We start from the raw sequence: 26,124 nt of genomic DNA on the forward strand, positions 1-26,124 counted from the left end.
GCAAATGGATAAGCCGCATAGCAACCTTTTAAATGTGGATGGACCTGTCGGTAGGTGTTAGGTTTCAGTAAAATTGAAAGATATAGCATTGAAATGGAAGAGATAAAAAAGAAAGCAGAATTAGAGTTTACATCTTAGGCAGTTCGGGAAATAATTTGTAACTATAAATATTTTTCTAATTTATAATCAGAATTTTTTTGAATTAACTAAGGAGGTACACCGAATTGGCTGAGAAGAAAGATAAGAATGTGGAGAGAAAAACGTTAACTACTAGACAAGGGCATCCTGTTACGGATAATCAGAATATCCGTACAATTGGTGACCGCGGACCGGCAACACTTGAAAACTATCATTTTATTGAAAAGATCTCCCATTTTGATCGTGAAGAGGTACCTGAACGGGTTGTGCATGCCAGAGGAGCGGGTGCCTTTGGCTATTTTGAAACGTACGGAAAAGTAGGAGACGAACCTGTGGAAAAGTATACACGGGCTAAAGTATTTTCAGGTGCTGGTAAGAAGACACCTTTAATGGTCCGTTTTTCAACAGTAGCTGGCTCAAAGGATTCCCCGGAAACAGATCGAGATCCGCGTGGATTTGCGGTGAAGATGTATACCGAAGATGGAAACTGGGACTTGGTAGGTAACAACCTTAAAATCTTCTTTATTCGTGATGCGATGAAGTTTCCTGATATGATTCATGCATTCAAAGCTGACCCAGCATCAAACGTGCCAAACCCGCAGCGTATGTTCGACTTTGTTTCACGTACGCCAGAAGCCACACATATGATTACATTTTTGTTTTCCCCGTATGGCATACCTGCAACTTACCGCCATATGCAAGGTTCCGGTGTCAATACGTATAAATGGGTAAATGAGAAAGGAGAGGCCGTGCTAGTCAAGTACCACTGGGAACCGAAGCAAGGCATCCGAAATCTGACCCAAGAAGAAGCAACTTATATTCAAGGGAAAAACACGAGTCATGCGACACAGGATTTATACGAGTCAATCGAGCGTGGCGAATACCCGGAATGGGAGCTTTTTGTACAAATCATGGAAGATGGCTACCATGAAGAACTTGACTTTGATCCTTTGGATGATACAAAACTATGGCCGGAAGATAAATTCCCATGGCTGCCAGTCGGGCGTATGGTTCTAGACCGCAATCCAGTAGATTATCACGCAGAAATTGAGCAAGCTGCCTTCGGTACAGGCGTACTAGTTGACGGAATGGACTTCTCGGACGATAAAATGTTACAAGGCCGTACGTTCTCCTATTCCGATACACAACGCTATCGAATAGGAGCAAACTATTTGAAGCTGCCTGTTAATGCACCGAAAGTACCTGTACGCACCAATCAGCATCGTGGCGGAATGGATACCCGTGATCCGCAAGAATCCGGCGATAATCCACATATCAATCATGAACCATCCATGCTTGGCGGTTATCAGGAAGCGAATAAAGAAGAACGTGTACAACACCGCCCAACATACAATGCAGCAGCGATGACCGCGCCAATCGATCGTCCTAACAATTACGGTCAAGCTGGCGAAACGTACCGCAGTTTCGAGGATTGGGAGCGGGACGAATTGATTAATAATCTTTCTGACGCATTAGCAGTATGCGATAAATCTATTCAAGATGCCATGGTCGAACACTTCACGCAAGCAGATGAAGAATACGGCCGTCGTGTGAAGGAAGGCATAGAAACAAAAATGAAAGAAATCAAGGAAAATAATCAGGAAGACCAACTACCGGGACGAGAATCAGGAAAAACAAAATTCGGCCAAGGTTCCTTATCCGCAAACCAAGCAACAGAAGGTGCAGTGGAAGAAAGTAAAAAATCAGATCCTTATTAATTAGATCATTCAGATAAAGCCGCCAATCTTGGCGGCTTTTTTGTGTATAATGGTCCCGGTTTATTGTCTTTCTTATTTTGTTTAATCCACTATTCCTAATTCCCATTTTCAGTTCTTCAGGAACCGAGAAAAGTGTAAATTTAAATGCCAGCGAATGCAATTTGTTCTGATGGGAGGCTTGTTATCATCGCTATTGTATAAGGTTTTTCGGAAAGAAGAGTTTACGGTAATCGTGTCTTTTAATAAAGCACTATAGATGGGACGCCAAGGTGCAGTCGCCTATATTATTGTTTACCTTCAGAGGCTGTCGATAAAATTATCGACAGTTTTTTCTTTTTTTACAACCAACAGCTTTGTAATTCGTCTATTGTATGAACAGGGGTGAAACAGATTGATAGATAGAGATAACAAAGACTTAATCGAGGAATGGTACGACCAGTTTAGTGAACCGATCATTAAATATATTGTGCTAATGACGAAGGATTATCAGCTGGCGGAAGACATCATGCAAGAGACTTTTATAAGAGCCTATCGAACAATTGCTACTTATCGAAAGGAAGCAAGTCCTAAAACATGGCTATTCCGTATTGCTCGTAATTTGACTGTAGACTATTTCAGAAAGAAAAAGCCAACAATTCAGGAGATGAATTTCTTTGCTGGATATAAGGATACCGGGCTTGGGCCAGATGATCAGATATACATAAAAGAAAAGTCGCAGCAATTAACGAAGGCAATTATAAAGAGGTGATTGTATTGAGGAAAGTTCACCATTTTAATACAAAAGAAACCGCTGAAATACTGAACTGGTCTGATAGTAAGGTGAAGTCAAAGTTAAAGCAAGCTTTAAAAGCACTCGAAAAACAGCTGGAGAAGGAGGATGGAGGTTACTATGCAGAAGAGAGATAGTGAGAGAAATTTAAAGGTACTAGAAGATGATATGCAGTGGGACGAAAATAGAAAAGATGAAATTAGATTTAGACTTTTAAGTAAATTGGATAATATGTCTCCTTTACTCGTCAAACAAGAAAAAAGCAAAACTCGTCGTTTGTATATAGCCATTCCTTCGGTAATAGTTGCACTTTGCTTCCTAATAGTAGGCACTGCATACATATCACCTGCATTGGCTGATAAGATTTTTCATGTACCAATTATAGGAGAACTAGCAAGAGAAAATTCTATGGTGTCGATAATTCAGGATGGGCTGGATAAAGCGGATTATAAATATGATGGGATTAATATTTCTTATCCAGATAAAAGCATAGCCATTACACTTAATAAAGAAGAAAAAGAGTCCAAACAGCAAGTTAAGCATTACATTGAACAAACTCTTTTTGAAGAAAATGTGCAAGGATTTGATGTGCATATAGCAAAGGAAGTGGAGCAAGAACACGAAGAAATAGTAGACAATGTAGATCAGCGGCATATGGAGAATACGGAACGTTTTTCTGAGGAACAGTTTAATCTTTTCGATAAGACAAATCTCTCTAATTTGATAGTGAATACTGGTACTAATTATACAAAGGACGGACGACTAGTCGTCAATTATCAGGTTTATGATTCAGCCTCTAAGAACGATATAATCATAATTAAGAACCTCACTAGACAGGCCGGCAAACTAGCAGATGTGAAAATAGGGGATATAAAGATAGACAGTGTAAACAAGCAAAAAGAGCAACAAGATATGCACTGGTCTAATATAACTGATCTTATTGGCGATAAGTTAATGAGTGATCCTTCCTACCACGTGGACGGTATTGCATATTCCGTTTATCCATCTGTTGAATTAACCATTAAGACAAACATAGAATCAACAAAGGATCCGAAAACACAGCTATTTACCGCTGATCTTGAGAAGGAAATCAGGCAAGCTATAGAAGATTCAGAGGAAGCCGGGCAGGAGGACTATCAGATCATAATAAGGGATAAAAATAATCATCGTATTAATTAGTAATTGTTTGACGGAGAGCAAGTTAAATTGGATTGCTTTCCTTTCCTTGTAGTCTTCTGTCCGCTTATATTTATTTAAGTGTAAGACGAAGTTCTCTCTCTAAATAAACAGTTAAAGCATTAATAGAAGTTATTACTTTTACATCTGACTTAGCTTCGATTGGCAATGCAGCATCAACCATAGATAGCTGAGAAAAAGCAATAATTTCACTAGCTTCTGCAGCAAGTACATGTTCAACTATCGCTTCCGTATAATCATTTTTTTTATTAGCCATAATGAGCTGAAATGCGTTAGGGATAATTTCAACTGAATACTTCTTGCTGCTGGATTTATTGTTGACGAATAAATGCAGCCGATTCATGGTTCCTTGTACTGTATCTGGATTCGTAAAGTACAATTTGGCAGTTTTGTATTGTTTTAATTCAAGAAAGAATGGCTCATCAATTTTAATGATTGGAATATCTAAGTTAATGTCTGTCGATAAATAAAGAATATAATTCGTACAGGTAAGAAGAATAGCGTCTGGATTAGTTGAACTTATCCAATTTATTTGTTCCTCGACCTTACGATATGGATTAAATGATTGATATCCCTTAATATGATACATCAAGGCTGGGTCTACATAGTGTGTTAATGCAACATCATAGGAAGCCAAAGCTTTCTCAATATAGTCTATATTCGAATGGTGGGCATGTAAGCATGCTATATTCAAATAATCACTCCGCCGATTTGTGTCATGTTTTTATTCTATAGATTTTCTTCCCAGGAATAATAAAACCTTCGACAAGCTCTGTCAGGAAACCTCTATAAAAATAGATATTGCTGATTCTCTGTTATAATAGACTTAAATAGTGGTCAAGAAAGGCTTAAATAATGATAACTCAAAACGCAGCACAACCAGAATACCTATACACGTACGCACATGGACTTGAGGAAGATTCTCTCTGTGGATTAGAACAAAGAGCGCTTTTCGGGGAAGAATCAGATAACCTTATAAGAAGTAGGAAAAGTATAGACCCAAGCAGAAGTCCGTTTATAAAGGGAAGGCTCTCAATTCTTTATACAGGTGATACAGTTCAAGCTATCTCCAAGCAAGTGGAACAGATAGAGCTTCATAACCAAACTTTTAAGGTGCTTTACCTGAAAATAAATGACCTTTCTAATGACCAGAAAATTGAATTTGCAGAAAGACGGGAAATTGAGAGAGAAATTGGCTGGAATATCACCGGAGAAGCAGACATGCATAATCCTGACATTCTTTTCGGTATTGTTCCGTTTCAAGGACGCTGGTATTTCGGTGCCTACCAGGAAAGCGAATCGGTTTGGCTGCATCACGTGAAGAAACCGCAGGAATATTCCACTGCATTAAGCACACGTTTAGCCAGGGCTGTTGTCAATATTGCAGTTCCAGACCCATTAGGTGTCCGTGTTATTGATCCATGCTGCGGCATAGGAACGGTGCTCGTTGAAGCGCTCTCGATGAATATTCCAATCATTGGCTCTGACCGAAATCCTTTAGTCGTTAAAGGAGCGAGAGAGAATATTGTCCATTTCGACTACCAAGGGCAAGCAGAAGTGAAAGACATTGCAGACGAAGAAGGCCATTATGATGTGGCGATTGTAGATATGCCATACAACATATATTCCCGCGCAACCGCGGAGGAGCAGTATACAATTATCAAGCATGCCAGAAGAATAGCGGATAAGATGGTTATTCTTACCATTGAGGATATGGACGAGATGATTTTAAAAGCAGGATTTACGATAGTGGATCGCGGTGTGGCGAATAAAGGTGTGAAAGCCCTGTTTTCGAGGCGGGTACTTGTTTGTGAATGAAAAACTAATCATTGTTTACAGCATAAATTGAGGCAGCCCCCTGATGAGCTATAGCTCATCAGGGGGCTTTACGCATTATAAGACGTTTTGACGTTGACATAACAACAAACGCTTGGTATAAAGTGGATATTCATTCTTTCGTTTTAAAACTTCTTTCAAGGTCCTGCAGCTATAAAGAGTTGTGTCGGAAAACGCGGATTTTCAACGTTATGAACGTTTTTCGAGAGCTATCCAGTTTCTAACACAAAGTTAAGGAAACAAATTTCTATTAAAATTCGCCTGTCTGGTATCCGACGTGCTCTACAGAAGAACTCACTTACCAAGAAAGTTGATTGAATTATGGCAGCATGGTGGAAGTATTCATGAGGTATAAGGAGACCGATACTTGCCTAACTTAATTTGATTATTTGACCTTTTAACAAGGAATAAAATAGTTAGGAGCTGTGTGTACGAATGAAAGGAATATATGAGCTTGTTAGAGAAGAACAATTGCAAAAGTATGCCAAGCTTGCGGTACGAATTGGTGTAAATGTGCAAAAAAATCAACTAGTGGTTATTCATAGTGACGTAAAACATGTAACTTTTGCACGTCTTATTCAAACGGCAGCCTATGAAGCGGGGGCTTCAAATGTGGTGATGGACTGGACAGACGAAGAGTCTACCCAAGCATTTTATATACATGCCGCAGATGATGCCATCGATCACATTCCCGACTGGCAGCATGCCCGCTTTAAGGAGTGGGACGATACAGGTGCTGCTTACATTCATATTATTTCTGAAGACTTCGATGTCTTTAAGGATGTTTCCCCAGAACGGATCAGCCGCTTTCAAAAGGCCTTCCGCACCAAGTTGGAGGATTATTATGCAAGAATTAGGTCTCACGAGGTACGCTGGTGTCTCCTAGCTGTCCCGTCCTTCTCATGGGCTGCGAAAGTATTTCCTAGCGTAACTAAAGAAGTAGCCGTGCAATCGTTATGGCAAGCCATTTTAAGTGGTGCGCGGGCAGATGGAACAAATCCTATTAAAGACTGGGAGAATCATAACCGAGTCTTCGAGTCCCGGAAAACATTTCTAAACGATTGCCAGTTTGACGCCCTGCATTTTACCAATAGCCGAGGAACGGATCTTGTTGTCGGCTTGCCTAACAATCATGTCTTTATCGGCGGGGGAGTAACAGATAACAGGGGAATCTCGTTCTTTCCGAACATTCCCACAGAGGAAATTTTTTCGGCCCCACATAAAGATAAGGTGAATGGCAGCCTCGTAGCCACGAAACCGCTTGTCTATGGGGGAGAAGTCATCCATGATGTTTCCCTCATTTTTCAAGATGGACGGATTACGTCCTATGATGCTGCTACTGGGCAGGAAGCGTTACACCGTCTCATAGAAACAGACGAAGGTTCCCATTATCTAGGGGAAATTGCCTTGGTCTCTAACCATTCTCCTCTTGCTCAGGCGGATATGCTTTTTTACATCACTTTGTTTGATGAAAATACGGCCTGCCATATTGGCATCGGCAACGCTTCTCCTTCCAACCTTCAACATGGCAGTGACCTATCGGGGGAAGCGTTGAAGGAAGCAGGATTGAATACGTCCCTCCTGTCAATCAATGTGGCCTTTGGTACCGAAGATATGAAAGTGGTAGGGAGGAAAGAAGGGGGAACGGAAGTTTTATTAATGAAAGACGGTGATTTCCGATTCTAATAAAAAGGGCTAAATGGTATCTATGGACAAAGAAGTCATATGAAATAATCCTCTTCAAATAGTTCTACTTTATTTTTAACTAACCACCCTAAAAAAGTACACTCTTTCGAGCATTCTACGTATTACATATACTTTATCGGATATTGGACACTTTTAGTAAAATTTGGAGACAGAAAAGCTATAGAAGTGTTTTAAAAATGGAAGAATAGTGTAAATTTGAAAGACCTAGGATAGAAACAATAGAAGATTTACGCATGTATATACACTTTGAAATCGAAATAACAGCAGTTTAAGTAAGGAGGAGCTGGACTTTTTAAAAAAACTACTTTTTTCGGTTAGTTATCAGTAAGTTAAAGAAAATGAATCTACCTCCATATAACACACACGTCAGAATAGAAGCCGTCCATTGCAATAACATGACCCACAAATCAACAACTAAACGCGTTGAGAGCTTCCTAGCAGCATTAAAAAGTCATCATATGTGCAATTTTCTTAGTTAGAGAAGCAGCCTCCTTGTGGAGACTGCTTCTTACTTGTTTATATTGAAGGAAAACAAAATCGTGCCTAGTTCAGTTTGCTCTCTTCATTGCCGTTCTGACATACATGTCCGATCAATTCACTTATAACTATGTAAGTACTGCTCTGTAGACGGCTTTTCCATCTTGGTATAGACAGTATTTCTAATGTTCAGTATAATACTGGGTTAGCTCCTTTGAGAACAGCCTAACATTGCACAATCGTTAATTCTTTGGAAGTATTCGACACCTTCTTGCCAAACACTTTCAAAATTCACTTTGTCTTCATACTTTTTGTGAAGCATAGCAAATTTCCATTTCATTTGTTATTAATTTGGTCTATGCTCTTATGGAAACCTACCATGTAAGCTTTTCATAGCTTTTGTGGTCTGGTCGGTCTGCCAATAAGAATCAGCTAATAGATACAATGTCTTCAATTCGATTTTGTTTTTTCTCTAGTGTATCCTCAAGATAACGATTCGCAACTGCTGGCAATCCACGGGGTACATACAGAAGAATTAGATTAAGATTGGCAGTAGCTAACGAACTATCATTCTCAATTTTCTTTCAAATGTTCAAGGCTCATTAAATTGTTGCCTATTAGTCTAATGAATGTATTTACTTAAGTTATAGCTGTCTTACATTTGGGGAGTTTAAACTTGGTAATCACAATAATTTATTCCTTCATTTTAATTAACTTTGTTAACAGCTCTATGGCAGGCATTAGATTGTGATCGTTGTAATAAGCACCTTTCATCCATAATCCTTCAACCATAATATCAACAAATGAAACCCATTCCGGTGATAACTCTTGAGATAAATTATTTAATACTTCGATGTAAAAGTTGTTCCAAACTGCTAACAGTTCTTTAGCTTCTGTTTCATAGTTTAAAAGAGAAGTGTACGCTTTAATCTCTTCGCTCTTAGAAACTGTATAACTAGCATATATATAAGCTTCTGTATAAGAATTCCTTACCTTTAACTCTTCGTCCACTAAATCTTTTACAAATTTGATGATAAACTCATGCAAACTTTGTAGCAGTGCTTCTTTAGAAGGGAAATGATACATAAATCCTCCCTTACTTATATTCGCTATCTCACATATATTACTTATCGAAAAATTACTTATTCCTTTTTCAGAAATAACTTTAATTGCTGACTTAAGAATGAGTTCTCTTTTATCTTCTCCTCGCATACTTGACCCTCCGTAATTAATAGTAGCTAATTCCTTACATAGTCTTTTACTTTTAAAATAATGATGCCTCAATAGACCAAGGATCTCATAGCTTAACATAACTGTTTGAATAATAATATATTAATGGCAACGAGTCCGCTTACTATTCCATAAGCAATAGAATTAAACCTGTTCATCGCTAAGAAGATAATACTCATCACTCGTCCTAAAATATTGTCAATATTTTCTTGGGTAGCCGTAAAAGGTATATAAACAAAACGCATTGCAAAACCGATAAAGAAAACAATAACAGTTAAAACCATTTAGTTTGGAGCCTTACTAAATATTAAAAGAGCCATCAATGTGGCAAACAACCCAATAGTAGAAGACAGTCATCTTCTATTAATTTTAACAAAACGAAATAATATTGTACTTATTATTATACCTAACCCGAGAGATACTTTCATTAAACTTAGGTTTATAGGTGTACCATCATGAAGTTCAACTAGTAAAGGAATGGCAATTTGTAATGAACCAAAGGCAAAAAAGTTTAAAGTATTAGAACTAGGATACCCGTAATTAGATTTCTTTTCTTAAATATAGAAGAAAACTTCTTTAAGGTCTTCCACTGGACTGTTCGAATCTTTTCTATTAACAGGTGCTTCCTTTCTGAAGGGAGAGAAGATTACACAAGCAGAGAAGAACACAAGTATAGTCGCTATTAACTAGCTTATACTAACTCCACTGTTTTCCATTGCCTTCCCTGCCAATACAGTACCAGCAATGAAGACAACTTGATCCAGGCCTTGAAGTAGTTTGCTTATTGTAAATGTCTTTTCCGCAATTTTCGGTATCATAGAGGAACTCGCAGTCAAAAAAAGCATCTGGGGTGCCAAAACTTACAGCCATCGTAATTAGTTACCCTAAATTCTTGGTGTTGCTATTGGTGTAAATTGAATATCATTAGTAACAGTAAGCTTTTATTAAATTGGTACCAAACATGATAGTCGTTTTCTTATACTAACCTGCAGGACACCACTGAAAATCATCATCGATAATCCAGGAACAGTTGCAGCTGTTTACACTTATCCTATAGAACAGGCTGATCCTAAATCACTAACTACATACAAGTAGTAGTAAGAAAACATGCTATAACCAAGTACAGCAAAATACCAGCAAGTAAAACAAAGAGGTATTCATATCAAAAACACTCCAGACTCTTTAAAATTGCAAAGTTCGGTCGGTACCACTTTAAGGTACAAATAAATTTCAGTTAGAGTAAACCAGAAAGATCTAATTAATTGCGCAAAAATTCAGGACTATTTTAATGTTTACCCAAAGGTTTAATTAGAGTATAATTCATACCGACCGTATGGTACAAATTCTTTTGAGAGGTGATTGATTGTGGAACTTAAACCGAAAGTACTAATTATTGGCGCAGGTGTTGCAGGTCTTACTTTATCAATCTTTTTAAAAAGAGCAGGTATTGAAAGTGTCGTGTACGAGGCTAGTGTTGAAAACCAAAACTCTGGTGCAGGTTTTGTATTATCACCAAACGGAATTCGTGTGCTAGAAAGTCTGGGTGTTCAAGGTGAAATATTAAAGAGAGGTTCAAGGTTGATACACGATAGTACTCATGGATTAAAAGGTGAAGAAATCATGAGATCAACATTTGACACAACAAATAGTGGGTTTGATCTTTTGAGTCTTAATCGATATGATTTATGCGAGGTACTTTTATCAGAAGCAAAAAAGCAAGGGATTAATGTAATTTATAATAAAAAGTTAATTGACGTGACTCAAAGCTATGATCATGTGAATGCCCATTTCCAAGATGGTTCATTCCAAAAGGGAGATTTGTTAGTTGGTGCTGATGGAGTACATTCAAAAACAAGAAGAATTACCTTTCCTGAGATGTATCTTGATTACACGGGTCTTTACGGAATTCAAGGACTTGCACCATCGAATAGTTATTATGACGAAATGCTTTTTGAAAAAAGCATATCCTTTACAGACTTTAAGAAAGATTTTTATGTTTTTGTTAGTAGAACAAACCCCAAATCAAAGAATGGTTTACTTTGGCAGGCTTTAGGAAAAAAAGAAAGGAAATATCCTACTAATGAATTTGAACAATTAGATAGTGAAAATATCAAAAAAAGACTACTCCAGCAAATAGAGGATTGGGAAAACCCTTTTGTTGATATACTAAAACAAACGACTTCGATTCACCCTCGAAGTCTATATACCCTCAAAAACATTACACACTGGTCTAGAGATAGGATAGTCCTTATAGGAGATGCCATTCATACAACGAATCCTATTCTTGGGCAAGGAGCATCTTGGTCTCTAGAAGATGGGATGTATTTAGCTAAAATGCTTTCTAAACATTCATATAGAGATGCCTTCTATTTCTTTGAATATGATCGTAGGAAAAGAATTGAATTCATTAAAGAACATGTAGGTATGAGTATTGAAGACCTTTCATTTTCACATGGAGGTGCTTTTGAAACAGCATTTAACTATTCAATAGAATGGGAAGATAGTAAAGTAAAGTAGGAAACTTGAGGTAAAAGGGATAGCTTATGCTATCTCTTTTACAAATACCTAGATACCTCTTATTTAAGAAGAAATTGTAAACGCGTTGAAGGCGGTCAACGCTGAAAACCTGAAATAGAGATTGGATATAGGATTATACCAATTGAAAATAGCGTAAGCGGAAGACAAAAAGTATAAATGTTAAGAAGAATAGCATATATGACCTATATTATTTCAAGAGTTTAGCTTGCATTCAACGCTCAATGGATACATTTACTATGAGGAGGTCATTAAATGTATATTATAAAAGATCAACATGGGGTGAGAAAAAGAATACGTATACAAAATCTTTAAAAACATATCATTTTGTGAGATACGTTGAATTAAAGTATGTTAAGGATTTGGAGGATGAAGAAACGAGACGCCTAAGGAGATATGGAATAACATTAAAATTAACAGCTAGTTTAAAACTGTGAGTTGTTACCTTATATATGTGGTGGTTTTTGCTTATTAGGCAAAGTAATTATTAGAAGTCTGGATAGTATCCGGGCTTCTTTTATATAGGCATTACTCCATGTTATTATATAAAAACTTTAAAAATAAGAATTATTCTTTTGATTAAATGGAATACTACAATTTGAGGAATATTAATATGGAGATTAACCTCTTAAAACTCTAAAGGGGATATAGGTTAAAGGAGGATTTAGGTTTGGATGAAATTGTAGTTACCTTATTCAGAACACTTATAGTGTTCTTAGTTCTCGTAATTTTATTTCGCTTCATGGGTAAAAAAGAATTGGGAGAAATTAGTTTACTCGATGTAATTGTTTCCCTGTTAGTAGCAGAGCTAGCAGTAATTTCAATTGAGGACACAAGTATCTCGATGGTTAAGGGATTTGCACCTGTCTTTTTACTCATTTTCTTACAGGGTATGCTAGGAACTATCGGACTGAAAAATCAAAGCTTTCATAAGTTAGTCGAAGGAACACCGATAATCATGATTGAAAAGGGAGAAATCGTTGAAGAGAACCTTAGAAAGCAAGGACTTACTTTAGCGGATATCCTTTTTCAACTAAGGAGAGAAAACGTATCGGATTTAAGAGAAGTAGAATATGCTATATTGGAAAGGTCTGGGGTACTATCTGTCTTTAAAAAAGGTGATAACAGTTTTACGCTACCATTAGTTTTGGATGGGGAGATTCAAGAGAATAATTTGGAAATAGTAAATAAAACGAAGAACTGGTTAATTACGGAGCTTCAAAAAATAGGGTACAGTCAGATGGAAAATATACTTTACTGCAGTTATATGAACGAAGAGTTCCACATTCAGAAGAAGGAGCATGGAGCTTAGAAGGTACATTTTCCTTTTTTATCAATAGCTTTTAACTTCGTACCCTGCCTTATAAGATTCCTTTCAAACTAGCGCCAAAGCTGCCTAATCCATACTGGCTAATTGCTTTTCTACTTTTTCCTATCCTTTTTATGACTAAAAATCTGACCTGATTTAACTTTTACCCAACGTAGAGTGTATGTGATTTTTAAGATGTTGGCAAGCGGCTAATTCCAATTGCCGTACCAAAAATTCGCCTCCAACGAGAGGGCTGGCCCATTATAATCAACTAATGAAGCCAAATATCAGAGGAGAATAACGAATGAAGCAGATTGAAGAATATGGAAAACATCTCAAAGCGGAGTCTGATTAGTGAGCATTTTCATGAAATAGAACAACAACAAACGAAGAATTTCTAATTACTCTTTTCAAGAGAAGTACAGTGGGAAGACCGAAAACTTAATCTTCCTTATACTCCATTTATCTGCAGATATACTCGGCAGACAAATGGTAGCAGGGTATTCACATGAATGTGGACTGCAAGGAAAGATATCGTTGATGAGGAGTTTATGGAAAGAATAGAAAATCTGATTTTATATGGCGGTGTTGGCGTAGGCAAGACCCTTTTAGCAGCAGCAGTTGGGTGAAGCTAATTCAGCAAAAGCGTGGCTCAGTTACATATTTTATTAGAAGCAAATGAAAAGAAACTCTAAGCAAACTACCAGCAGGTAGAAAACTTGGACCTTCTCATTCTAGATAATCTTGGTTATGTCATAAACAAGGAGCAGAATTACTCTTCCAAGGCTTAATCTGTGTTATAAGAAGAGAAGCATTATTATTATAACAAATCTACAGTTTGGGCATGGAATCATGTATTTGGCGATCCTATCTTACCAGAAGCCTTTATTGATCGCCAAATACATTACTCCCATTTAATTGTGTTTAATCGAGATAGTTATCACAAGAATTCTATAATGAATCAGCAATAATAGATTAGGTTGGCAGGTGCTGTATTATGATTGAAATTAACTTTTTTCAATCGGTAATTTTTTTATTTATGAACGAGCTTCATTAGGAAGGCAAAAGCCGAATTTAATTCTTTTTCGCTATAATAAGAAGCCTTAGTCCATAAACCATCTGTAATGAGAGCAATTAACGTAATCCACTCTTCTGGCAACTCTTTGGAAAGTTTTTTAGTTACTTCGATGTACAAATCATTCCAAACACCTTCAATACTTTGATCCCATTCATAGTTCATTAATGATGAATAAGCTCTTATTTCTTTACTTCGTGTAATACCATAACAAGCTCCAATATAAGATTGTGTATAAGAGCCGCCTTTTTTCGATTCTTCTTCTATCTTTTCTTTAATGAACTGAATAATATAATTGTGCAATCCTCTTAAAAGTTCTTCTTTTGTAGGAAAGTGATATAGCAATCCACCCTTACTTATCCCAGCTTGATGGCTTACATTGTTAAGGGAAAAGTTGTTCGCGCCACGTTCAGATATTAATTCAACTGCAGCATCAAAGATGAGTTCTTTCTTGTCTTTACCTTTCATAAATACCTCCTAAAATGTTCATTAGCTCCTGACATAGTTCCTTGCTTTCAGAGTAATAATCCCTGTAACAATGATTCCCAGAATTGCAGAACTAAGCATAACTGTTTGAATACTCATATTACTTGAAACCAAACCACTAACAAGTCCATAAGCAATAGGGTCAAACCCATTCATAGCTAAAAAGATTATACTCATAACACGCCCCATAATTCTATTATCCGTTCCTTCTTGTGCCGCTGTGAAAAATGGAATGTAGACATAGCTCATAGCAAATCCCATGAAGAATACAGTAATGGACAAGACAATTAAGTTAGGCCCTTGACTAAAAATTACAAGAGAAATCAATGTTGCAACTAAACCTAGGATAGATGTTAGACCTCTTCGTTTAATTTTAACCTTACCAAGGATAACTGTACTTACTATCATACCAAAAGCTAAAGATACTTCCATGATGCTTAGGTTAATTGGTGTTCCATCATGAATTTCAACGAGTAGAGGAATAGCAATTTGCAACGAACCAAACGCAAAGAAATTTAATGTAATTAAGACTAAAATTCCGGTCATTAAATAGCTCTTTTTGCTGATATATGAGAAGCCTTCTCGTAAATCTTGCCAAGGCGTGTTCTTATCTGAACGGTCTACGGATGCTTCTCTTATAAATGGTGGGAAAATAATCACAGCAGATAGGAAAACTAGAATTGTGGCAACTAAAATGCTTGTTGAGATTCCAGAGCCCTCCATAACCAAACCAGCTACAATTGGCCCGGCAATAAATGCAAATTGATCTATTCCTTGGAAGTAAGCATTTGCCTGTTGTAACTGTTCTTTCTCAACAACCTTAGGGATCATTGATGAACTGGCTGGACCAAAAAATGCATCTAACATTCCAAAACCTATCGCGATAGCAATCAGATACCCTAAAGTCATTGTATCTGTTGAGATGAGAACAAACATGATTAACAAAAGAATACTTTGTATTAAATTTGTACCAAACATAATCGTGGTCTTCTTGTATTTATCTGCAAGTATACCTCCAAAAGTCATCATAAGTATCCTTGGAACAGTTGCAGAAACAAGTACAATACCTAGAGAACTGGCAGATCCAAGCTCAGTAACTACATACCAAGTAGTTGTAGTCAAAAAAGTACTATAACCAAGAATAGCAAAGGCTCCTGCTGCTAATAACAACATAAATGTACGATTCTTAAATATTGATGTCATTTTCATTTTAATTTCTCCTATCAAAAAAAATTATACCGTATGGACGGTATTAATTATATCCGGTTTATTATATGTTGTAAACTCAGAAGTTATTATTTATATTTTTTTCAGCTACAAACTTAGTCTGTCGAGAAATTCACGACAGCCTTTTTATTTTGGTTCATTTCTTATGTTTCTTTTTTATATTAGAGAAATGACTACAGGGCGGTGCTGTGATGCTTCAATCCAGAGAAAGTGACCAGACAGCTTTTGAATTTGTAACAATTTGAAGAACTTGTCCCTGAAACAGATATTACGCAAAATAGATACCCACATAGATTTCTCCTTTATCCGTGAAAATGTTCGTCCTACCTACTTATTAGATAATGGACGTCCTTCCTTAGATCCTCTTGTTCTCTTTAAAAATGATCTTTATTGGCTACCTGTTCGGTATCCGTTCTGAAAAACAATTAGAAAAAGAGATCCAAACAAACATTGCCTACTGCTGGTTCTTAGGTTTTAAGCTGACTAAAGGATGATTATTATCCGGAATAAGTATCTGAAGTGTTTTTTCTTTGGGAATAAGTGTGAGCTATCCGGTGGAAATAAAACAGAAGGCGGTATAAATGAAACTGGCAAATGCGTCTGTAATAGAGATAATGAACGAATTAGATATCAAGAATAGAACACAGATTCAAATGTAGGTTAGAAGGTATAAGTTGGAGGAACCGTGAACAGCCTGTTGGTAAGCAACATAGGTTTGGGGGAGGCGCGTTTACTTTCAGAGTTAGAGAGATTACAAGCAGAGAATCGCTTTCTTAACAAAATGAAGTTTTAAGAAAGTACAAGGAATTAGAGAGGAAGTTGATTAGGAAATAGCAATTGAACTTCTAGAAACATTACATGGTAAGAACTTTCTGTCCGTTTGAGAAGCTCGTAACCGATATTTCGTATTCGACCTCTCGCTCAGCTGTCGATGTTGCTATAGAAATGCGTATATAGCGATCAAGGGTCTGTATACACATCTTATGGATACCACCAAAGATGTAAAAGCAAAAGGCATTACCATGAGCATGTCCGCTATTCTGATAATGCCTCCATCGAATCTTTTCATTCGTCATTATAGAAATTGTTGAAGAATGCATTCATTGTTATAACAACATTCGTATTCAAACGAAACTAAACAGCCAATCACCGATACAATATCGGCGATTGGCTGTTTGAAGGATTTTTAATCTCGATAGAGGGGCAGTCCCATTGTTTATAACATGTTTCCTTTTAAGAAGCTCATATTTTAAAAAGAACTGGCTCAAATTTTTCTGTTTTTATTTTATTAAGTTCTGGTTTGATTTTATCAAGTAATGTTATAAAGCTCTCCTTGTTGAACATTTTCTTATTACACAAAATCTCAAAAGAAATACCCACATATTTTAGCCTATAACCTGTTTCATAATAACCATTACGTAAATAAAATTTTTTACGTGAGAGACGTTGCTCATTATTTTCTGCAGTAACCTCTATGGGCTCTAAATCCATTACAATTTGATATTCAGGGTAAAGAGTAGTGAGCATCTGCAAAGCTTCACTTCCGTAACCTTTTGAACGATGGTTACTGTCGATAGCGAGAAAGAAAATATAGGCACAGGGTTTTTCTATGACCATGACTACAAAACCTATAATTCTCTCCTTGTCATAAAATGCTAATAAATCAATATGTTTATGGTCAGCTAGTTCTATCAATTTATCAAATGGAATTCTTTCTTCCAAAGGGAATGCTTCATTATTTATCTGATTAAGAATTTGAATATCCTGAATATTACGAAGCACGGGTTTTGCATGTAAACTCATATAATATACCTCACTTTTTTAAGATTTTGATACTATTTGAGTTTTAATATCCATTCTTTGCCACTGGTCACCCATATTTTCATGTTTTTCTCCCATTTTTTTGCTACATTATAACATCTCAAATTGTAAATAATCAAACTTTGTGCCTTACTTATTTTTTGTGACAAACAAATAAATTGATGAATGGTACAACAGTAATATTCATCAATAAAAAGAGGGAATTTGGTCATCGTCCTTTTTCAACTATTGAGAGCGTTAGTATAAGAAAGGAAAAAAGCTAACAAACAAGGGTTAGACAAAAAATTCTATCCTAGTTTGTTAGCGTTATTAGATGATTTGGTGCAGATCATATTTACATGTGTTCAATTGCCTTATTAATTTTGTTAATGTTTTAAAATTACATTAAACGATTAGAGCCGTACTGTTTCTCTTACTTAATCTTAAACAACCTTAAACTATTCAATATAACAAGAATCGCAGCGCCTGTGTCACTCAAAACAGCTAACCACAGTGTCAGCCAGCCTGGAACAATTAATACTAAAGCTGTTATCTTAATCAAAATCGAGAACCAAATGTTCTGTTTAATGATGTTCATGGCTCTTTTGCTGAGTTTAATAGTGAAGGGCAGTTTTTCTAAGTTATCGGCCATCAGGACGATGTCTGCTGTTTCGATTGCGGTGTCTGTTCCAGCGCCGCCCATGGCAATTCCTAGGTCGGCGGTTGCAAGAGCGGGGGCGTCGTTGATGCCGTCTCCGACCATGGCGGTTTTGAGATTTTCCTGCTGCAGCCTCTTAATGCTGGCTACTTTATCTTCTGGCATTAAGTTAGCGAAATGACGAGTTACCTTTGATTTTTCAGCCATAAGTGCGGCTGTTTTTTCATTATCTCCGGTAAGCATGACCATTTCTTTTAGTCCATCTGTTTCGAGCTGCTGAATTGCAGTAACAGTGGTATGACGTATTGTATCCTCCACACAAATCACGCCAAGTATACCTTCATTACTGCCGACAATCACAATTGTCTTGGCTTGCTGCTGCAGGTGATAAACAGCAGCAGGAACAGCTATTTTCATATCTTCGAATAACTTTACGTTCCCAGCGTAATAGGTGATACCGCCAATACTAGCAGACACGCCTTTACCAGTAATACTTTGGGACTTTTCACCTTGTAATTCAGCGATTTGCTGTTCGTCTGTGTAATCTACTATTGCTTTCGCGATCGGATGATTGGAGTAGGCTTCCAGTGTCTTCGTTATCTCCAGCAAGGACTCCTTGGTGCCTGAGAATACTTCTATATCAGTAACATTCGGTTTTCCCTCAGTAATTGTGCCAGTTTTATCGAATGCAATCGCGCTAATTTTACCGGCAGTTTCTAAAGCTGTTCCGCCTTTTATTAAAACACCGTTTTTCGCAGCATTTCCGATAGCTGAAACGATTGCGACAGGCGTAGAGATAACCAAGGCGCAAGGACAGGCGATAACAAGCAGCTCAAGCCCGCGGTAAATCCATTCATTCCAAGCTCCCCAACCAAAAAGAGGGGGGACAGCGATTACGAGAAGTGCAAGCACAAAGACGACAGGGGTATAGATGTTAGCAAATCGATCAATGAACGCTTGAGTAGGCGCTTGCTTGCTTTGTGCTTCTTCAACCATTTCAATGATTTTAGCAATAGTTGTATCTTCTGCTAGTTTAGTAACGTTGATTTCCAGTGTGCCGTTTTCATTGACGGTGCCTGCATAGACACTGTTATGGATTGTTTTATCTACCGGAATAGATTCGCCAGTAATGGATGCCTGGTTAACACTGGATTCACCTTTGATAATATCACCGTCTAGTGGAATCCGGTCACCTGGTTTAACAACAATTGTATCGCCCAGGACCACATCTTCTACGGCGATTTTTACGACATCGCCATCTTTTCTTACCCATGCTTCAGCCGGAGCGAATCTCATTAGTTCTTTCATGCTGTTTCGCGTACGGTTGACCGATTTTATCTGGAGCATCGCGCCTAAAGCGAACAGCCAGACGACGACCGCACCTTCCAGCCACTCACCAATAATGGCAGCGCCAATTGCAGCTGCAGACATGAGCACATTCATATCTAGTGATCCGCTTTTTATCGCATAATAAGCGCTTTTCACAGGTTTATATCCACTGATTCCCATGACAGCTGCATACAAAAGGATAGATACTAGATTAGGAACAGCAGAGAAACTTAATCCGAATCCAAGGGCGAGCAGGAAACCAGATAATGCAACAGCAATGGTAACAGAGTCAAACCCTTTCTGTTCCTCAGCTTGAACTCCGCTGCGCTTAGAAGCTAAAGTTGCTTTGTAACCAGCTTTTCTTACTTCCTGCACAATTGTATCCTTCTCAGCATGATGATCAATATTCATTTTTCCGGTCGAGAAGTTAACTTTCACATGCTTGACTTCTGGCAGTTTTCGCAAATGATTCTCAAGTGTTTTAGCACAAGCGCCGCAATCCATGCCTTCAACTGTATATACTTCTGCACTTTTATTCTTAGATGGCATCTCAACAGCAGTATAGCCAAGCTTGGAGACGGTTTTCGGGATTCGTTGTAAAGCTGTCTCATTTTCGGCGGCAACTTTCATTTTTCCGGCAGAAAACTGCACGTCGACTGTTTGAATTCCCGGCAGTTTTTGGACCGATTTCTCAATTGTTTTTGCACATGACCCGCAATCCATGCCAGAGACATGGTACTGAACGGTTGGGTTATCTGTTTGCGTGAGCTGCTGTACAGAAGAGGAACTGGAAGTGTCGTTACAGCAGTTGTCTTTTTCTTTCCTAGCATTACTGCTGCAGCAAGATGTCTCTTCCGCTATGCCGTTAGCAGAAGAACAGCAGGAGTTAATCCTGTCTGAATCATCCGGATCGTCGCCCGAGCAGCAAGCGTCTTTTTTCTCGACTCTTTCTGCTGCGCTAACCGTGCTGTTTGATTCCGTCACAGCAGCATGAGGGGTTATTACAGCAGAGGCAGTTTGCTTATTTGTAATGCAGCAGCTGTTTTGCTGCTGCTCTGCTCCTTGACAGCAGGAGCTTTTTTGATGGTTATTGGTCATTTTGTCTTCTCCTTTACAATGCAATTTCTTTTTGCTGGGATAATGCATGAATGATAAAGGCAGCCATATAATGATCGCTTAGTTTGTAGTACACAGTTTTGCCGTCTTTTCTCGTCGTTGTGAGTCCTGCTTTTTTCAATGTCCGCAAGTGGTGGGATGTACTAGCAACACTGCAATTTAAGATGTTGGCTACATCACATACACATAATTCCGTTTCAATTGTTAATGCTGAGATGATTTTCACACGTGTCTGATCGGCAGCTGCTTTTAGCAGAGCAGTAACTTCGTGCATATGTTCATCGGACAAATTTTCCTTCACCCGGTTAACTTTATCCTCATGGAGGCAAGTGACATTACATACTGCAGTATCTTTCGTCATTTTGTTATCTCCTTATTCAAAAGCTGATTTGAATAATAGTATATAAGAAGCTGATATGTTATTCAAATAATCGTTTGAATATTATATATAAAAGTACACAATTAGTTCCATCGGAAAACCAAGCTTTAGAGATGATTGTGTTTGTTCCTTTATAGAAGCATCCGTATTTAAACAATTTTTCTCAAGTTACGTACCGCTATACTTTTTAACTATTACATTTAATAAAGAGAGACTTTATAAATACCAATTATACTTACCAGTAAATCTGCCTTATGATAAAAATATTACAACTACATTCAGAAGGGGTAGATGCGCATGGCAGGGAAGAAGCAAATTCAGTTTGGATTGATGCTGCATGGTCCGGGAGGTCATATGAATGCATGGAAAGACGAATCGGTGCCGGCGGATGCCAGTGTGAACATGGATTATTATCAATCAATTACGAAGCAGGCGGAGGAGTCAGGGTTTCGTTTTGTCTTTGTCGCGGATGGCCTCTATATAAATGAAAAGTCGATACCGCATTTTTTGAATAGGTTTGAGCCGTTAACGATCTTATCTGCACTTGCGTCTGTAACGAAACATATTGGTCTTGTTGGAACTGTTTCGACTTCGTATAGCGAGCCTTTTACTATCGCGCGTCAGTTTGCATCGCTCGACAAACTCAGTAATGGAAGGGCAGGATGGAATTTGGTCACTTCACCGCTTGAGGGGTCGGCTGAAAATCATACGATCAGAAGTCATCCCAGTCATGCGTTAAGGTATGAGATTGCAGAGGAGTATTTGGACGTAGTGAATGGACTTTGGAGTTCTTGGGAAGATGATGCTTTTGTTAGAGACCGTACAACAGGTACGTTTTTTAATAAAGAAAAGCTTCATACGTTGAATCATGTAGGTAATCATTTCTCCGTAAAAGGTCCGTTAAATATTGAACGGTCGAATCAAGGACAGCCGGTTATTTTCCAGGCGGGAGCTTCCGAAGCGGGAAAAAATCTCGCAGCAAAGGGGGCGGATGCTGTTTTTACAAATGCTGACACGTTGGTAAAAGCGCAAACCTTTTATAAAGATGTGAAGAATCGTGCTTCGGCCATGGGAAGGGAAAAGTCTGCAATTAAAATATTCCCTGGAATACATCCGATAGTTGGAAGTACAGTAGAAGAGGCAGAGGAAAAATATGATGCAATCAAAAATCTAGTGTCCGTTGAGGAAGCGCTAAATTATTTAGGAAGGTTTTTTGATCATCATGATTTTGGCCAGTACCCATTGGATGAGCCATTCCCGGATATTGGTGATATTGGGTCAAACAGCTTCAAATCGACAACTGATGGAATTAAAAAACTAGCAAAAGTCAATCAACTGACGCTGCGGGAAGTTGCTTTGCAAGTGACTACTCCTAAAAGTGCGTTTTTTGGCACATATGAACAGGTAGCTGAGCAGCTGATACAATGGGTGGAAGAAGAAGCTGCCGATGGCTTTATTTTTGGGGCTCCTATTCTAGCCAGCGGTCTGGACGAATGGGTAGAGCATGTGATCCCCATATTAGAGGAAAAGGGTTATTACGATAAAAGTTTTAAAGCTGAAACGCTGCGGGGAAATCTCGGATTGGCTTATAAAGAAAACGTCCATCGTAAAGAAGCCGTAAAGTAATAGTAAAGAGGTTAGCCTAATTGGACTAACCTCTTTTCTGTTTAGTTCGTAACTGCACGAGCAACGCCAGCAGCCGACTTGTCATGAAAGGCATCTTCTATTAAATCAATTAATTGCGTGGCAGCTTTTCCTGGTGTATCATGTGTTCTTCTGAGCAGTCCAATTGGCGGAGAAACATTTATGCCGTTTATTTCTACCACTTTTGTGCCAGGAATAGAAAAGGAATGAGCAGTGCGCGTAAATAGAGAGACGCCCAAACCGGCCTGCACGTAGTGTTTATGAGACATACTGCTCGTTATTTCAATTTTTTTATAAGCTGTACCGATTGCTTCCACGATATTTTGTTCAATTTGAATACGTATCGGACAGTTGTGCGGTGTGAATAAAATTGTTTCATTCTGCAATTCCGTTACGTCTGCAGTGCTCTTTTCTGCAAGTGGGTGGGAAGAAGGCACTAACAACACAATATCATCTTGATACAGCGGTTTGAACACATTCTTCATGGAAACTTCAGGGGCTCCGCAAATGGCAAAGTCAATCTCATCATTATACAGCAGCGAGCTAAGTGTGTTGGCATCTGCTACTTGTATGGATAATTCCACATGTGGATACTTCTCTTTAAAGTCAGCAATGATGCTAGGAAACTCTAAGCTGGCAGTAGGCTCCGATATGCCTATACGAATCAATCCAGCCATACCAACTTCTAAATCTTGCAGCGTATTCGTCAGTTTTTCGTACTCTTGCAGAAGTGATTTAGCTCGCTCGTAGAAGACTCGACCAGATTCCGTCAATTTTAACGTTTTTCCTCTTTCAAGCAGTTTCTCACCAATTTCCTCTTCTAGATGTTTGATGTGCAAGGTGATTGTTGGCTGCGAATAATTCAAAACTTCGGCAGCCTTTAAAAAGTTGCCTTGTTTGACGATTGTAGCAAAAGTTCGTATAGCGCGAATCTCCATGATAACCCCTCGCTTCTCTTTAATTTCAAAGTTCTGAATTATGTGTTTACTAAAACTAATTATACTTTTTTGATTGTTTGCCTTATTATAATTTACATGAGCAACTATTCCAAGTGGTTTAGGTGGAATTAAAAGGAGGATAATGATGACGAAAATTACTATAGTGGCAGGTGGAAATTCTGTTCATTCCCGACTTACGGGCGTTCTGCAGCATGTACAAAGTTCTTTGGAAGCAGGCGGAGCGGAGCTGGAAGTCATCCACGTGCACCAGCTGCCAAGTAAAGCCTTGCTGACTGCCGATTTTTCGAACGAAGAGCTTAAAGGAGCAATTGAGCGCGTGCAAGCCAGTGATGGTGTCGTCTTCTTGTCGCCTGTATACAAAGCAGCATACTCAGGCATTTTGAAAACATTTTTAGATATGCTCCCGCAGAAGAGTTTAGCAGGAAAGGCGGTGCTGCCGCTCATTTTAGGCGGAACGAATGCGCATCTGCTTGTCCTTGATTATGCACTTAAACCAGTTATTCATAATTTGGGAGCCACTGCGATTCATACAGGTGTTTTTGTATTAGACAAACAAGTTACCAAGCATGAAACAAATCTATACGAATTGGATCCAGAAGCAGCAACCCGGCTAAACAACGCGCTTACTATATATAAAAGTTCTCTAGGGGGGAAGATGGATGTCTATCACACTCAATATTCTTGATCAAAGCCTTGTAGGAGAAGGGGAACAAGCAGAGCAGGCAATCCAGAATACGGTCAGACTTGCACAGGCCGCAGAAGAACTGGGCTACCACAGATTTTGGGTATCCGAGCATCATAACAGCAGACACGTAGCAGGTTCGGCTCCAGAGGCGCTTATTGGCTACCTATTGGCAAAAACAAGCAGATTGAAAATTGGCTCTGGCGGTGTCATGCTGCAGCATTATAGTCCCTACAAGGTGGCAGAGCTATTTCATGTGTTAGCTTCGCTTGCTCCAGGCAGAGTAAATCTTGGCATCGGAAAAGCGCCTGGCGGTTTGAATTTATCTACGCAAGCCTTACAAGAGGATGTAAAGCCAGCACATAAAAACTTTACACAGAAACTACTGGATTTGAAAGCTTATTTGAATAAAGCGGAACGGACAGAAAAATTAGAAGCAACACCAGTCCCGAGCTCAGCACCAGAAATGTTTTTGTTAGGAGGAAGCGCCGAGAGTGCGGAACTGGCGGCAAAACAAGGAATATCTTTTGTCTTCGCTTATTTCATAAACGGTGACAAAGCGGCATTACAAGAAGCTAGAAAGGCCTTTGAAAAACACAGCCCGCAAGGAGCAAAGCATAAATTTCTTCTGGCGCTCACAGTTGCTGTGGCAGAAGACGAAGAAAAGGCGCTTTCGTACATAAAACAAAAAGAATCTGTTAAAATAACATTCTCTGATGGAAGAAAGCTTAATGTCGGATCAATAAAAGATGCAAAAGAGCTTGTGCAAGACGCCGATAAGGCAGACTACTTTATAAAAATCCAGAAAGCAGGCTATCTGGCAGGAACGAAGGAAACAGTAAGCAAAAACTTGCTTGCATTATCCCGAACATTTGACATTGACGAAGTGATTATACTATCGCCAATTGCAGGAATCGACCAAAGAATAGCTATGTTTACATCGCTTAAAGAAGCATTAGACACCGAAGACAGCTTTAGTGGAAAAATAACTGGTGAGGTGGGTAATTGATGGCCGCGGAGAAAAGAATAGTAGTATGGAGCAAGCAAGGCTGCAGTTATTGTGAGACAGTGAAAGCATTTTTAACAGAGAAAGAAATTCCTTTTTCAACAATTGATGTAACAGGAAATGACGCATTTCGCGATATCTTGGAGGTGAAATATGACATTCGCTATGTTCCTGTTGTGGAAATAGGTACGGGAACATCATCCTATCAAGCGGTGTTGAAACCCGATATAGAAGCTTTGAAAGAAGCTTTAACATTGTATATTTAAATTGGAGGATCATAATGAGTAAAGACATTTTTCGTATTGCAACCGAAGCCGATGCACCGGCATTTTTAGAACTGCTTTCTAGTGCTTTTAAACCACTTGGAGAGATGGGAATTGATTGGCCGTCCACGAGAGCTACATTGGAGATGGTGACAGACAACATTAAAAATTCGACAGCGGTCGTCCTGGAACGAGACGGCAGATTGCTATCGACTATTACGATTCGTTTCCCATGGGAAAGCACGACGCCGGTTTCAGGCTACCCATTCGTATGGTGGTTTGCCACAGATCCAGATTTAGCCGGTCAAGGGATTGGTAACAAATTACTGAACTATGTGGAGAACACGTTGTTAATCGACACATTCAAAGCACCCGCTTATACATTAGGAACTTCTGGTCGGAAACACCCTTGGCTGCTGCAGATGTATGAGGGCAAGGGGTATAAGCGATATTTTGAGCATGAAAATGATAATGGAGACTTAGGCATACTTATGTACAAAGTTCTCATACCTGAACGATTTGATGCTAATGTATTGGGTACTCCGCCATTTGCTGATAAGCAAGTTGAACAATCTTCTAAGTAA

At 38.5% G+C, this 26,124-nt stretch carries 23 protein-coding genes and 2 pseudogenes; 17 read left to right on the forward strand and 8 right to left on the reverse strand.

Annotation, left to right across the window (positions count from 1 at the left end; translation table 11 throughout):
* Window positions 1–224 precede the first annotated feature (224 nt).
* From CRO17_RS07565 to CRO17_RS07580, 4 genes are all read left to right on the forward strand, one after another.
* The gene (locus tag CRO17_RS07565) at window positions 225–1,856 is read left to right on the forward strand and encodes a catalase (protein WP_097040905.1); all 1,632 of its coding nucleotides are present in this window, start codon (window positions 225–227) and stop codon (window positions 1,854–1,856) included.
* 391 nt (window positions 1,857–2,247) lie between these two features.
* Window positions 2,248–2,604, forward strand: a complete 357-nt coding sequence (locus CRO17_RS07570) for an RNA polymerase sigma factor (RefSeq protein ID WP_097040907.1) — start codon at window positions 2,248–2,250, stop codon at window positions 2,602–2,604.
* 5 nt (window positions 2,605–2,609) lie between these two features.
* Window positions 2,610–2,762, forward strand: a complete 153-nt coding sequence (locus CRO17_RS07575) for a sigma factor-like helix-turn-helix DNA-binding protein (protein ID WP_179636900.1) — start codon at window positions 2,610–2,612, stop codon at window positions 2,760–2,762.
* Window positions 2,746–3,804 (forward strand): DUF4179 domain-containing protein, encoded by a 1,059-nt coding sequence (locus CRO17_RS07580; RefSeq protein WP_097040911.1) that lies wholly within the window; start codon window positions 2,746–2,748, stop codon window positions 3,802–3,804. The genes CRO17_RS07575 and CRO17_RS07580 overlap by 17 nt, the downstream gene beginning before the upstream one ends.
* Window positions 3,805–3,874: 70 nt before the next feature.
* Here the strand turns inward: CRO17_RS07580 and CRO17_RS07585 are convergent, their stop codons facing one another.
* Window positions 3,875–4,516, reverse strand: a complete 642-nt coding sequence (locus CRO17_RS07585) for a hypothetical protein (RefSeq protein ID WP_097040913.1) — start codon at window positions 4,514–4,516, stop codon at window positions 3,875–3,877.
* A 164-nt stretch (window positions 4,517–4,680) separates the two neighbouring features.
* On the opposite strand from CRO17_RS07585, the gene CRO17_RS07590 reads away from it, so the two are divergent.
* The gene (locus CRO17_RS07590) at window positions 4,681–5,640 is read left to right on the forward strand and encodes a TRM11 family SAM-dependent methyltransferase (protein WP_425444430.1); all 960 of its coding nucleotides are present in this window, start codon (window positions 4,681–4,683) and stop codon (window positions 5,638–5,640) included.
* Between the two features lie 453 nt (window positions 5,641–6,093).
* Window positions 6,094–7,344, forward strand: a complete 1,251-nt coding sequence (locus tag CRO17_RS07595; protein WP_097040918.1) for an aminopeptidase — start codon at window positions 6,094–6,096, stop codon at window positions 7,342–7,344.
* Window positions 7,345–8,535: 1,191 nt separating this feature from the next.
* On the opposite strand, the gene CRO17_RS07600 is transcribed toward CRO17_RS07595, so the two are convergent.
* On the reverse strand, window positions 8,536–9,054 hold the full coding sequence (locus tag CRO17_RS07600; protein WP_179636902.1) for a TetR/AcrR family transcriptional regulator: 519 nt from the start codon (window positions 9,052–9,054) through the stop codon (window positions 8,536–8,538).
* A 1,383-nt stretch (window positions 9,055–10,437) separates the two neighbouring features.
* Here CRO17_RS07600 and CRO17_RS07605 point away from each other — a divergent pair.
* The 4 genes from CRO17_RS07605 to CRO17_RS17725 all read left to right on the forward strand — a co-directional run bounded on the left by CRO17_RS07605 (window position 10,438) and on the right by CRO17_RS17725 (window position 13,887).
* On the forward strand, window positions 10,438–11,589 hold the full coding sequence (locus CRO17_RS07605; RefSeq protein WP_179636904.1) for an FAD-dependent oxidoreductase: 1,152 nt from the start codon (window positions 10,438–10,440) through the stop codon (window positions 11,587–11,589).
* Between the two features lie 688 nt (window positions 11,590–12,277).
* A complete protein-coding gene (locus CRO17_RS07610) occupies window positions 12,278–12,919 on the forward strand; it encodes a DUF421 domain-containing protein (protein ID WP_097040924.1) in 642 nt (213 codons plus the stop codon).
* A gap of 509 nt (window positions 12,920–13,428) precedes the next feature.
* The gene (locus tag CRO17_RS17720) at window positions 13,429–13,545 is read left to right on the forward strand and encodes an ATP-binding protein (protein ID WP_245864703.1); all 117 of its coding nucleotides are present in this window, start codon (window positions 13,429–13,431) and stop codon (window positions 13,543–13,545) included.
* Between the two features lie 258 nt (window positions 13,546–13,803).
* Complete coding sequence (locus CRO17_RS17725) at window positions 13,804–13,887, forward strand: hypothetical protein (protein ID WP_245864761.1); 84 nt, start codon at window positions 13,804–13,806, stop codon at window positions 13,885–13,887.
* 62 nt (window positions 13,888–13,949) lie between these two features.
* Here CRO17_RS17725 and CRO17_RS07620 read toward each other — a convergent pair whose 3' ends face one another.
* Both CRO17_RS07620 and CRO17_RS07625 read right to left on the reverse strand, forming a co-directional pair.
* Window positions 13,950–14,459 (reverse strand): TetR/AcrR family transcriptional regulator, encoded by a 510-nt coding sequence (locus CRO17_RS07620; RefSeq protein WP_097040926.1) that lies wholly within the window; start codon window positions 14,457–14,459, stop codon window positions 13,950–13,952.
* A 21-nt stretch (window positions 14,460–14,480) separates the two neighbouring features.
* Window positions 14,481–15,686, reverse strand: coding sequence for an MFS transporter (locus tag CRO17_RS07625; protein WP_097040929.1), 1,206 nt, complete (start codon window positions 15,684–15,686; stop codon window positions 14,481–14,483).
* 209 nt (window positions 15,687–15,895) lie between these two features.
* Here CRO17_RS07625 and CRO17_RS07630 point away from each other — a divergent pair.
* A pseudogene (locus CRO17_RS07630) lies at window positions 15,896–16,189 on the forward strand (transposase); the annotation flags it as partial.
* Window positions 16,190–16,285: 96 nt separating this feature from the next.
* A pseudogene (locus CRO17_RS07635) lies at window positions 16,286–16,883 on the forward strand (hypothetical protein).
* Window positions 16,884–16,946: 63 nt separating this feature from the next.
* Here the strand turns inward: CRO17_RS07635 and CRO17_RS07640 are convergent.
* The 3 genes from CRO17_RS07640 to CRO17_RS07650 all read right to left on the reverse strand — a co-directional run bounded on the left by CRO17_RS07640 (window position 16,947) and on the right by CRO17_RS07650 (window position 20,968).
* On the reverse strand, window positions 16,947–17,507 hold the full coding sequence (locus tag CRO17_RS07640; protein WP_097040930.1) for a GNAT family N-acetyltransferase: 561 nt from the start codon (window positions 17,505–17,507) through the stop codon (window positions 16,947–16,949).
* Window positions 17,508–17,937: 430 nt separating this feature from the next.
* The gene (locus CRO17_RS07645; protein ID WP_097040932.1) at window positions 17,938–20,589 is read right to left on the reverse strand and encodes a heavy metal translocating P-type ATPase; all 2,652 of its coding nucleotides are present in this window, start codon (window positions 20,587–20,589) and stop codon (window positions 17,938–17,940) included.
* A 13-nt stretch (window positions 20,590–20,602) separates the two neighbouring features.
* Window positions 20,603–20,968 (reverse strand): ArsR/SmtB family transcription factor, encoded by a 366-nt coding sequence (locus CRO17_RS07650; protein ID WP_097040934.1) that lies wholly within the window; start codon window positions 20,966–20,968, stop codon window positions 20,603–20,605.
* 315 nt (window positions 20,969–21,283) lie between these two features.
* On the opposite strand from CRO17_RS07650, the gene CRO17_RS07655 reads away from it, so the two are divergent.
* Window positions 21,284–22,612, forward strand: a complete 1,329-nt coding sequence (locus tag CRO17_RS07655) for an LLM class flavin-dependent oxidoreductase (protein ID WP_097040936.1) — start codon at window positions 21,284–21,286, stop codon at window positions 22,610–22,612.
* Window positions 22,613–22,653: 41 nt separating this feature from the next.
* Here CRO17_RS07655 and CRO17_RS07660 read toward each other — a convergent pair whose 3' ends face one another.
* Window positions 22,654–23,568 carry a LysR family transcriptional regulator gene (locus CRO17_RS07660; protein ID WP_097040938.1) on the reverse strand — a complete coding sequence of 305 codons (915 nt, stop codon included), beginning with the start codon at window positions 23,566–23,568 and terminating at the stop codon, window positions 22,654–22,656.
* A 145-nt stretch (window positions 23,569–23,713) separates the two neighbouring features.
* Between CRO17_RS07660 and ssuE the strand changes: the two genes are divergently transcribed.
* From ssuE to CRO17_RS07680, 4 genes are read left to right on the forward strand one after another with little or no spacing between them, the layout of a single operon-like run.
* Window positions 23,714–24,274, forward strand: coding sequence for an NADPH-dependent FMN reductase (gene ssuE, locus CRO17_RS07665; RefSeq protein WP_097040939.1), 561 nt, complete (start codon window positions 23,714–23,716; stop codon window positions 24,272–24,274).
* Window positions 24,249–25,280 (forward strand): LLM class flavin-dependent oxidoreductase, encoded by a 1,032-nt coding sequence (locus CRO17_RS07670; RefSeq protein WP_097040941.1) that lies wholly within the window; start codon window positions 24,249–24,251, stop codon window positions 25,278–25,280. Before ssuE ends, CRO17_RS07670 begins: the two co-directional genes overlap by 26 nt.
* Window positions 25,280–25,543, forward strand: a complete 264-nt coding sequence (locus tag CRO17_RS07675; RefSeq protein ID WP_077309213.1) for a glutaredoxin family protein — start codon at window positions 25,280–25,282, stop codon at window positions 25,541–25,543. Before CRO17_RS07670 ends, CRO17_RS07675 begins: the two co-directional genes overlap by 1 nt.
* Window positions 25,544–25,557: 14 nt before the next feature.
* Window positions 25,558–26,124, forward strand: coding sequence for a GNAT family N-acetyltransferase (locus CRO17_RS07680; protein WP_097040943.1), 567 nt, complete (start codon window positions 25,558–25,560; stop codon window positions 26,122–26,124).

The organism is Terribacillus aidingensis (assembly GCF_900215625.1).
In the GTDB taxonomy this organism is placed as follows: Bacteria; Bacillota; Bacilli; order Bacillales; family Amphibacillaceae; genus Terribacillus; species Terribacillus aidingensis.

Coding starts and splice junctions, on each gene's coding strand:
- CRO17_RS07655 (WP_097040936.1), top strand. CDS start 21,284: ATGGCAGGGAAGAAGCAAATTCAGTTTGGATTGATGCTGCATGGTCCG.
- CRO17_RS07620 (WP_097040926.1), bottom strand. CDS start 14,459: ATGAAAGGTAAAGACAAGAAAGAACTCATCTTTGATGCTGCAGTTGAA.
- CRO17_RS07675 (WP_077309213.1), top strand. CDS start 25,280: ATGGCCGCGGAGAAAAGAATAGTAGTATGGAGCAAGCAAGGCTGCAGT.
- CRO17_RS07670 (WP_097040941.1), top strand. CDS start 24,249: ATGTCTATCACACTCAATATTCTTGATCAAAGCCTTGTAGGAGAAGGG.
- CRO17_RS07645 (WP_097040932.1), bottom strand. CDS start 20,589: ATGACCAATAACCATCAAAAAAGCTCCTGCTGTCAAGGAGCAGAGCAG.
- ssuE (WP_097040939.1), top strand. CDS start 23,714: ATGACGAAAATTACTATAGTGGCAGGTGGAAATTCTGTTCATTCCCGA.
- CRO17_RS07680 (WP_097040943.1), top strand. CDS start 25,558: ATGAGTAAAGACATTTTTCGTATTGCAACCGAAGCCGATGCACCGGCA.
- CRO17_RS07595 (WP_097040918.1), top strand. CDS start 6,094: ATGAAAGGAATATATGAGCTTGTTAGAGAAGAACAATTGCAAAAGTAT.
- CRO17_RS07625 (WP_097040929.1), bottom strand. CDS start 15,686: ATGAAAATGACATCAATATTTAAGAATCGTACATTTATGTTGTTATTA.
- CRO17_RS07600 (WP_179636902.1), bottom strand. CDS start 9,054: ATGCGAGGAGAAGATAAAAGAGAACTCATTCTTAAGTCAGCAATTAAA.
- CRO17_RS17720 (WP_245864703.1), top strand. CDS start 13,429: ATGTGGACTGCAAGGAAAGATATCGTTGATGAGGAGTTTATGGAAAGA.
- CRO17_RS07580 (WP_097040911.1), top strand. CDS start 2,746: ATGCAGAAGAGAGATAGTGAGAGAAATTTAAAGGTACTAGAAGATGAT.
- CRO17_RS07660 (WP_097040938.1), bottom strand. CDS start 23,568: ATGGAGATTCGCGCTATACGAACTTTTGCTACAATCGTCAAACAAGGC.
- CRO17_RS07640 (WP_097040930.1), bottom strand. CDS start 17,507: ATGAGTTTACATGCAAAACCCGTGCTTCGTAATATTCAGGATATTCAA.
- CRO17_RS07650 (WP_097040934.1), bottom strand. CDS start 20,968: ATGACGAAAGATACTGCAGTATGTAATGTCACTTGCCTCCATGAGGAT.